9 protein-coding genes are annotated in these 7,630 nt (G+C 67.1%); 7 read left to right on the plus strand and 2 right to left on the minus strand.

Annotation, left to right across the window (positions count from 1 at the left end):
- Positions 1-44: 44 nt before the first annotated feature.
- From RJ1_RS20010 to RJ1_RS20030, 5 genes are all read left to right on the plus strand, one after another.
- On the plus strand, positions 45-824 hold the full coding sequence (locus RJ1_RS20010) for an LmeA family phospholipid-binding protein (protein ID WP_073363065.1): 780 nt from the start codon (positions 45-47) through the stop codon (positions 822-824).
- Entirely contained in the window at positions 821-1,297 is a 477-nt protein-coding gene (locus RJ1_RS20015) for a thioredoxin family protein (RefSeq protein WP_073363068.1), read from the plus strand. Before RJ1_RS20010 ends, RJ1_RS20015 begins: the two co-directional genes overlap by 4 nt.
- A 234-nt stretch (positions 1,298-1,531) precedes the next feature.
- Positions 1,532-1,984: a DUF4395 domain-containing protein gene (locus RJ1_RS20020; RefSeq protein WP_073363071.1), complete on the plus strand. Its 453-nt coding sequence runs from the start codon at positions 1,532-1,534 to the stop codon at positions 1,982-1,984.
- 67 nt (positions 1,985-2,051) lie between these two features.
- Positions 2,052-2,888, plus strand: a complete 837-nt coding sequence (locus RJ1_RS20025; RefSeq protein WP_073363074.1) for a sulfurtransferase — start codon at positions 2,052-2,054, stop codon at positions 2,886-2,888.
- A 3-nt stretch (positions 2,889-2,891) separates the two neighbouring features.
- On the plus strand, positions 2,892-3,197 hold the full coding sequence (locus RJ1_RS20030; protein ID WP_073363076.1) for a DUF1416 domain-containing protein: 306 nt from the start codon (positions 2,892-2,894) through the stop codon (positions 3,195-3,197).
- 65 nt (positions 3,198-3,262) lie between these two features.
- Here the strand turns inward: RJ1_RS20030 and RJ1_RS20035 are convergent, their stop codons facing one another.
- Positions 3,263-4,564 carry a cutinase family protein gene (locus tag RJ1_RS20035; RefSeq protein WP_073363079.1) on the minus strand — a complete coding sequence of 434 codons (1,302 nt, stop codon included), beginning with the start codon at positions 4,562-4,564 and terminating at the stop codon, positions 3,263-3,265.
- Between the two features lie 242 nt (positions 4,565-4,806).
- On the opposite strand from RJ1_RS20035, the gene RJ1_RS20040 reads away from it, so the two are divergent.
- The gene (locus tag RJ1_RS20040; RefSeq protein ID WP_073363082.1) at positions 4,807-5,529 is read left to right on the plus strand and encodes a heme-binding beta-barrel domain-containing protein; all 723 of its coding nucleotides are present in this window, start codon (positions 4,807-4,809) and stop codon (positions 5,527-5,529) included.
- A gap of 155 nt (positions 5,530-5,684) precedes the next feature.
- Positions 5,685-6,737, plus strand: a complete 1,053-nt coding sequence (locus RJ1_RS20045) for a type IV toxin-antitoxin system AbiEi family antitoxin domain-containing protein (protein WP_143048896.1) — start codon at positions 5,685-5,687, stop codon at positions 6,735-6,737.
- A gap of 242 nt (positions 6,738-6,979) precedes the next feature.
- On the opposite strand, the gene RJ1_RS20050 is transcribed toward RJ1_RS20045, so the two are convergent.
- Positions 6,980-7,630, minus strand: a 651-nt coding sequence (locus RJ1_RS20050) for an ATP-binding cassette domain-containing protein (protein WP_143169557.1), incomplete at its 5' end; no start/stop codon positions are given.

Consider the following 7,630-nt stretch of genomic DNA (forward strand, 5'->3'; position numbering starts at 1 on the left):
GTCGCACCGACACCGCCCGCGACGGTGTCCGTCACAATGGGGCCGTGCGGAAACTCATCATCGGAATCGTCTTCCTCGTGGCTCTCGGTCTCGTCGTCGACTTCGGTTCGGCGGCGTACGCGGAGTACCGGGTGTCGAGGGAACTGCGGGCCGGCGCCTCACTCACCGCGGATCCCGAAGTCACGATTCACGGCTTTCCGTTCCTCACCCAGGCGTGGGACGGGAAATACGAGAACATCGAGATCCGCGCACAGGGAGTACAGAGTGACGAGGTCGGTGAGGTGACGATCGAGTCCACCCTGCTGGGTGTCTCCGCTCCGCTGTCCGACCTCGTCGACGGCTCCGTCCAGACCCTGCCGGTCGATCATCTGTCCGGTCGCATGCTCATCGACGCCACCGACCTCGGACGGTTCCTCGACATCCCTGACCTGCAGGTTTCGGCACCACCGGCCAGCAAGTCCGACGGCACCGGCGGCTCCGGCGGCTCCGGGATGCCGACCGCGGGCGGCGTCGTCCTCACCGGCACCGTCCCCGTCGGGCCCATCGACACGACCGTCAGCGTGCAGGCCGACCTCGTCCTCGACGGCGGTCAGGTGAAGATCGTCGCCAGCGACTTCTACTTCGGGCCCGAGGGCCACGCCGACTTCACCATCCCCGAGCCCCTCGCCCCCGCGATCCTCGGTCTCTTCACCCGGACGATCGACCCCCGGGAACTGCCGTTCGGCGTCCAGCCGACGGAGGTCTACGCGGAAGGTTCGCAGATCGTCATCGAGGGCGTCGGCAACAACGTCACGATCGATCTGAACGAACTGCAGAGCCGATGACCGGAATCACACTGTTACTGATCGCACTCGTCGCCGCTGTCGCGTTCGGGCTCGTGTGGCAGCGCCGCCAGGGGACGGTCCGGGGTACCGGCGAGGCGTCCGCGGTCGTGACCGACGAACGGCGCCGGCTCCTGGAGGAGGCGGGCGTCGGGCCGGGATCGCCGGATCGCCCCCGGGCAGCCACCGTTCTCCATTTTTCCGCCGACTGGTGCGGACCGTGCGCGGCAGTGCGCAGAGTGGTGGGACAGGTCGTCGCGGACCTCGGCGGCGAGCCGGAACCGCCGGTCGAGGTGGAAGTCGACATCGACGAGTATCCCAGTCTTGCCAAGGAACTCGGCGTTCTGTCGCTGCCGACGACGTTCATTCTGGATGCCGACCTGCAGCAACGCTTCCGGGTGTCCGGGGTGCCCTCCGCAGCCGACCTGCGGGCCGCGCTCGGACCCCTCACCCGGCCCCCGGCTTCAAATTCCTGAAGAACCGGGTAAACTCGTCGTCGTGCAATCCAGCCACGAGCTCATGCTCACCCGTCGCCGCACAGTAGACCTGTGCCGCCTCGGGGCTTGTTGCTGTACCTGTTGCTGATCACCAGGGCTGTCGCTTTCTGCTGACACCGCGCACTCCGCGCCCGTGATCGAACCCGATGACGACGTCATTCGTCGTTACTCGGCGCCAGGCAAGCATCAGGACTCACCGCAGGAGCACTTCTCATGTCCACAACACTCGAGCTCGAGCAGGTCGACGTTCGTGGCCCCCGGTTCGCCGCCTGGGTCACCACCGCAGTCCTCGTCGCCGTGCTCGTCGTGTCGACGTTCTCGCTGGTCGCAGCAGGAATTCTGCTGGCGCTGCAGGCGGTCGTCTTCGCGGCGGGTGCAGCCACCGGGCCGCGGCGCAGCCCGTACGGCCGGATCTTCGGCACCCTCGTGGCGCCGCGTCTCGCCCCTGTCAGTGAGCGCGAACCCGTCGCTCCGCTCCGGTTCGCGCAGCTCGTCGGGTTCGTCTTCGCCGCCGTCGGCACCGTCGGCTTCTTCGCCGGCTCCGGCCTCGTCGGCGCCGTGGCCACGGCATTCGCCCTGTTCGCGGCGTTTCTCAACGCCGCGTTCGGCTTCTGCCTCGGCTGCCAGATCTATCCGCTCGTCGCACGGCTACGCCCCGCCTCCTGAACGTTTCACACCGAGAACCACCGCACGATCCACCCGACACAAGTAAGTACACATCGAAAGGAACACCATGGCTCGCTCCGATGTCCTAGTCTCCGCCGACTGGGCTGAGCAGAACCTCAACGCCCCCAAGACCGTTTTCGTCGAGGTGGATGAGGACACCAGCGCATACGACGGCGGCCACATCGAAGGCGCCATCCGCCTCGACTGGCGGAAGGACCTGCAGGACGGCGTCCGTCGTGACTTCCTGAACCAGCAGCAGTTCTCCGATCTCCTGTCCGCCAAGGGCGTCGCCAACGACGACACCATCGTTCTCTACGGCGGCAACAACAACTGGTTCGCGGCGTACGCGTACTGGTACTTCAAGCTGTACGGCCACCAGGACGTCAAGCTGATCGACGGCGGCCGCAAGAAGTGGGAGCTCGACGGACGCCCCCTCTCCAAGGAGACCGTCACCCGCGAGGCCACGCAGTACAAGGCCGACGCACCCGACCTGACGATCCGCGCGTTCCGCGACGAGGTCATCGACGCCATCGGCAACAAGAACCTCGTCGACGTGCGTTCGCCCGACGAGTTCTCCGGCAAGATCCTCGCCCCCGCGCACCTGCCGCAGGAGCAGGCGCAGCAGCGTGGACATGTCCCCACGGCGATCAACATCCCGTGGAGCACCACCGCAAACGAGGACGGCACCTTCAAGTCGGACGACGACCTGGAGAAGCTGTACTCGGAGAAGGGCTACGACGAGTCGAAGCCCACCATCGCGTACTGCCGTATCGGCGAGCGCTCCAGCCACACCTGGTTCGTGCTCAAGGAGATCCTCGGCAAGTCCGACGTCAAGAACTACGACGGCAGCTGGGTCGAATACGGCTCGCTCGTCGGCGCACCCATCGAGTTGGAGGTTCACTGAGCCATGTGTGGAGCACCTGTACAGACCCAGACCCTGCCCGCGGGCGTCGACGTCGAGAAGGAAACGGTCATCACCGGCCGCGTTCTCGCCGCTGACGGCCAGCCGATCGGTGGAGCGTTCGTGCGTCTCCTCGACGGCGGCGGAGAGTTCACCGCCGAGGTCGTCGCCTCCGGCACCGGTGACTTCCGCTTCTTCGCCGCCCCCGGCGACTGGACCGTGCGTGCACTGTCCAGCTCCGGCAACGGCACCTCCACGGTGAGCCCGACCAGCGCCGGCGTGCACAACGTCGACGTCACCGTCGGCGAGTAGTCACCAGTCGAATACACCAGAAGGCCCCGCTCCGATCCGGAGCGGGGCCTTTCTGTCGTGCGGAACTAGTTGCCCGAGGTAGCGGCCGGCACCTCCGCGGCCTTGCGGTCCTTCTCTGATTGCGCCAGCGCGGTGATCCAGTCGACAACCTTCTCGCTCTCCCAGTACCACGGGTCGTTCGGGTTGTTGTTCCAGTAGAACAGGTGCTGGATGAAGCCGAGGAAGATGTACGGCTTGATCACGAGTGCGAAGACGTCCCTGTTGTCCTCGACGAACCCGGGACCCTCCGCGGCCAGCTTCGCCTTCACCACGTCCGAACCGGGGCCCATCGCCCAGTTCAGCGCCTCGACCATCTGCTCCTGGGACACCTGCATGTCCTGGTCCGGTCCGTCGGGGTCGTAGGTCTGGTCGGCGACCTTGCGGAGAACGTCGAGGAAGGATTCGTCCGAGGCGAACCAGTCTTCGTGTGTGACGATGTGCACGATCGACCGCGCCGCCATGCTGGACACCGCGTTTGCGAAGTCGGAGACGGTCTGGCCCGGATTCAGCAGGGTGAAGTGCATCTGGCCGAGCACGCCGAGCGCCAGTTCGAGGACGGCGATCTCCTGCGGCGCGTCGCACGCGATGTCGTATGGTCGGCACGCGTAGGTGATCTTGCCGTCGAGAGCGCCGTAGTCGGCCGGCCCGGACGACATGAAGCCGCCCCCGGGCGGTCCCGGCTCGCCCATCGAGGGCGTCCCCGCGGGACGGTACGGGTCGCCGATCAATGCGACGCCGGCGATGTCATCGGCGGTAACCAGAGCGTTGCTGTCGCGGTGGCCGAGCTCGCGTGCCACCCGTTCGACCACCTCGGCGCCGACGCTGTATCCGAGGAGGACGTACTTGGTGGCGTCGCCGCACTTCGCCTTGTTCTCGTCGAGGATCCTGTTCGTCGACGCGACACCGGCCGCCATCGAATCCTGGTATGTCGGAACAGGTTGTAGCAGCCCGAGTCCGTACGTGGACGGGTACGGAACGTACATCCATCCGACCGTCCCCGGATCGTCCTTGTTGGCCTCGCCGGTCGGCACGGTCACGTTGCCGACCCAGTTCGACCACAGCTGACGATTCTCGTCTGCCAGAGGGTTGCGGTCCTCCGTCGAGTCGGTGGCGCCGGAGACGGCGACGATCATCACGTCGGGGCAGTCGGCGGCGTAGTTGTTCGGGTCGACGCGGTCCGCGTCCGAACTCCCGGAGCCGGCGCTGCCGGTGTCCGGTGCCGCGACTGCGAGACCGGGAGCCCCGAAGACGGAGGCGGCGAGCAGCAGCACCGTCGCCGTGACCGCGGCTCGCGCCAGACCGGTAACGGCAGGGGTCGATCGAAGCATGGGACCTCCGGAGGGGGCGGGAGACGAGACGACCGGACAACGATGTCCGGAACCAGACCGGGTGGTCGCCTTCGAGAACCGTAGCGCCAGTCACCGTAAGACGCCTCCCGTTTCGACCGTTCGACGGGTTCGGTTTAGGATGTCCCCGTGGTTATCTTCTTCGAGGTACTTCTTGTCCTTGCCGCCGTGTTGATCACGTGGTTCTCGCTCTACACGATCTACCGCCTGGTCACCGACGAGTCGTGAGTCAATCCCCGGACGCAGGCGCAGATCCGCCTTCCGAGCACCCGACTACGAGCGCGCCCGCTGGGGACACCCCCACCGTGCGTCGTGGTAGCGGTGACGCCGCAGTCGCGGACGCCATCGAGCGTTCCAAGTCGACGGCATCGCGGAACATCCCGCAGCTTCCGGACCTTCCGCTGCCCGAGGACACTGCCAATCTGCGCCTCGGCCCGGATCTGAACAGCGAGCTCCTCGCAGTACTGCCCCTCGTGGGTGTGTGGCGCGGCGAAGGGGAAGGCCACGACCCTGACACCGGCGACTACCACTTCGGGCAGCAGATCATCGTCTCCCACAACGGTGGCAACTACCTCAAGTGGGAATCCCAGTCCTGGGTTCTCGACGTCGACGGCGCGTACGTACGCCCCGACCTCAACGAGACCGGCTTCTGGCGGATCAGCGGCGACGGCATCCCCGGCAGCACCAACGAAGAGGTCGTCGAACTCCTCCTCGCCCACAGTTCCGGCATCGTCGAACTGTTCTACGGCCGGGCCCTCACGCAGTCGTCGTGGGAGCTCGCCACCGACGTCGTGATCCGCAGCACCTCCGGTGTTCTCGTCGGCGGCGCCAAGCGCCTGTACGGCATCGTCGAGGGCGGCGACCTCGCCTACGTCGAAGAACGCATCATCGCCGACGGTGAACTGCGCCCCCGCCTCTCGGCGCGTCTGTCCCGCTACGTCGGTTAGGCGTGCGCTTCGCGCCCGTGAGTACTTATCAACCGCCCGCGGTTAACAAGTACTCACGGCTGGAGTTATCCCCAACCTGAGGGTTATCCACAGGCGAAGTGATTTCGCGTCTTTTCGCGCGTTTCCTGTCGGTCTGCCTACGCACCGTCCCTGTCATGACGACAGCGACGATCGACTTCAAACCCGAGTTCCAACGGGTCCTCGACTACCAGCACGGCCTCGTGACGGCCCGCCAACTGCGTGGATTGGGTATCTCGACCCGCCAGATCCAACACCTCGTCGAGTCCGGCCAATGGTCGGCGGTGCTGCACGGCGTCTACGCCGTCACCAACGGTCCACTCGACCGGCCGATGACCTTGTGGGCAGCGCTGCTGTTCGGCGGTCCCCGGGCGATACTCAGCCATCGGACGGCGGCCGAGGAGTGGGGGCTGATGCCCGTCGACCCTGCCGAACCCATTCATGTCACCGTGCCCTACGGATTGTCGGCGGAGCCGCAGGCGCCGACGTACCGGAAGTCCGGCAGCCGATGCGACCGTCCCGTTCCACGCGAAGGCGATCTCCTCCATCCCGGAGTCGTGGTGCACCGGTCCCGGGCGCACGCCCACATCCTCGTCCCGACACTTCCGCCCCGAACCTCCCGGGCCGACACCGTCGTCGATCTCGCCGTTGCGGAGCCGTCCGCGGTGGAGGCGCAGCGGGTCATCGTGTCGGCGACCACCAGCAGCAACATTCCGGTGCACGAGCTGCTGCGACGGATCGAGCAGCGTCCACCGCGGAGATATCGCAAGGCGCTGACCGACGCGCTGACGTTCGTCTCCGGCGGCGTCCAGTCGATCCTCGAGCACCGATACGCCGTTGACGTCGAGACCGCTCATGGCTTGCCGGCCGCACGGCGGCAGTCGCCGGTACTCGTCGACGGGCAGACGCTCTACGAGGACGTCGACTATTCGGACGCCGGCGTACCCCTCATCGTGCGACTGGACGGGTTGCGGTACCACTCGTCGCGGTCCGTGGCGCTGCGCGACCGGCGTCGCGGCAACGCGGCGGAACTGGCCGGCAAGGCGACCTTGGTCTACGGCTGGGAGGAGGTCACGAGGCGTTCGTGCGACGTCGCGGCCGAGGTTCGGGCGGTCCTCGAGCGGGGAGGCTGGGCCGGGTCGAACCCGTGCCCCCGCTGCCGTGAGTACTTGTTAACCGCGGGCGGTTAACAAGTACTCACGGGCGCGGAGCGCAAAGCGGCCCCCGAGCCTTTCGGTGCTGGTGCACCGGTCCCGATCTGGACCAGACCGGGGGCTCGGGGGCCGGGTAGCTGCCTGGGATTCGCTCGCCGCTCGCGCGGTCAGTGAATTCCGTCAGCGGTAGCGGCTAGCTGGCAGCCACCTCACGCGTCCGTCTGTCATTCAATTTCAGACCACCTCCTTCCTCGTGTACTGAAGAAAGTACGCCGCACTCACGGAGTCGGCAACGCATTTTCGCTCTCAGCTTTCTCCACCCGTACCACCAGGTCAGCACTGGTATCCTGCGGAAGCTGGTGAGTGACCACCACGACGGCACGCTGCGCAGGCACAAGTCCGCCGTCGCGTGCGAGCAGTCGCCGGAGCAGGTCGGCGCCCGCGTCGGCGTCGAGGTGTTCGGTCGGTTCGTCGAGCAACAGCACCCGCGCGGGCGACAGCAGGGCCCGGGCGAGGAGCAGCCGGCGACGCTGTCCGCCGGACACCGCCCGGCCACCACCGGCGAGGGTCGTGTGCACGCCCTCCGACAGCCTTGACACCCAGCCGCCGAGCCCGACGGACTCCAGGACGGCGAGCGCCTCCGCTTCGTCGAGGTCGCCGCGCGCCACCCGCAGATTCTCGAGCACGGACGTGTCGAAGAGGTGCGCGTCCTCGGCGAAGAATCCGACGTTCCGGCGGAGCGCGTCGGACCTGATGCGGTGCAGGTCGAGTCCGTCGACCCGGACCGTCCCCGATGCCGGAGGGAGTAGCCCGGCCAGGGTCATCAGGGTGGTCGTCTTCCCCGACCCACTGCCCCCGACGATCGCGACGCGGGCGCCCGGCGGCAGGTCGAGGTCGAGCGGCGCGGTGACGTGTCCGCCGGGCCAGCC

This window comes from Rhodococcus jostii NBRC 16295, from assembly GCF_001894825.1.
Classification (GTDB): Bacteria; Actinomycetota; Actinomycetes; order Mycobacteriales; family Mycobacteriaceae; genus Rhodococcus_F; species Rhodococcus_F jostii.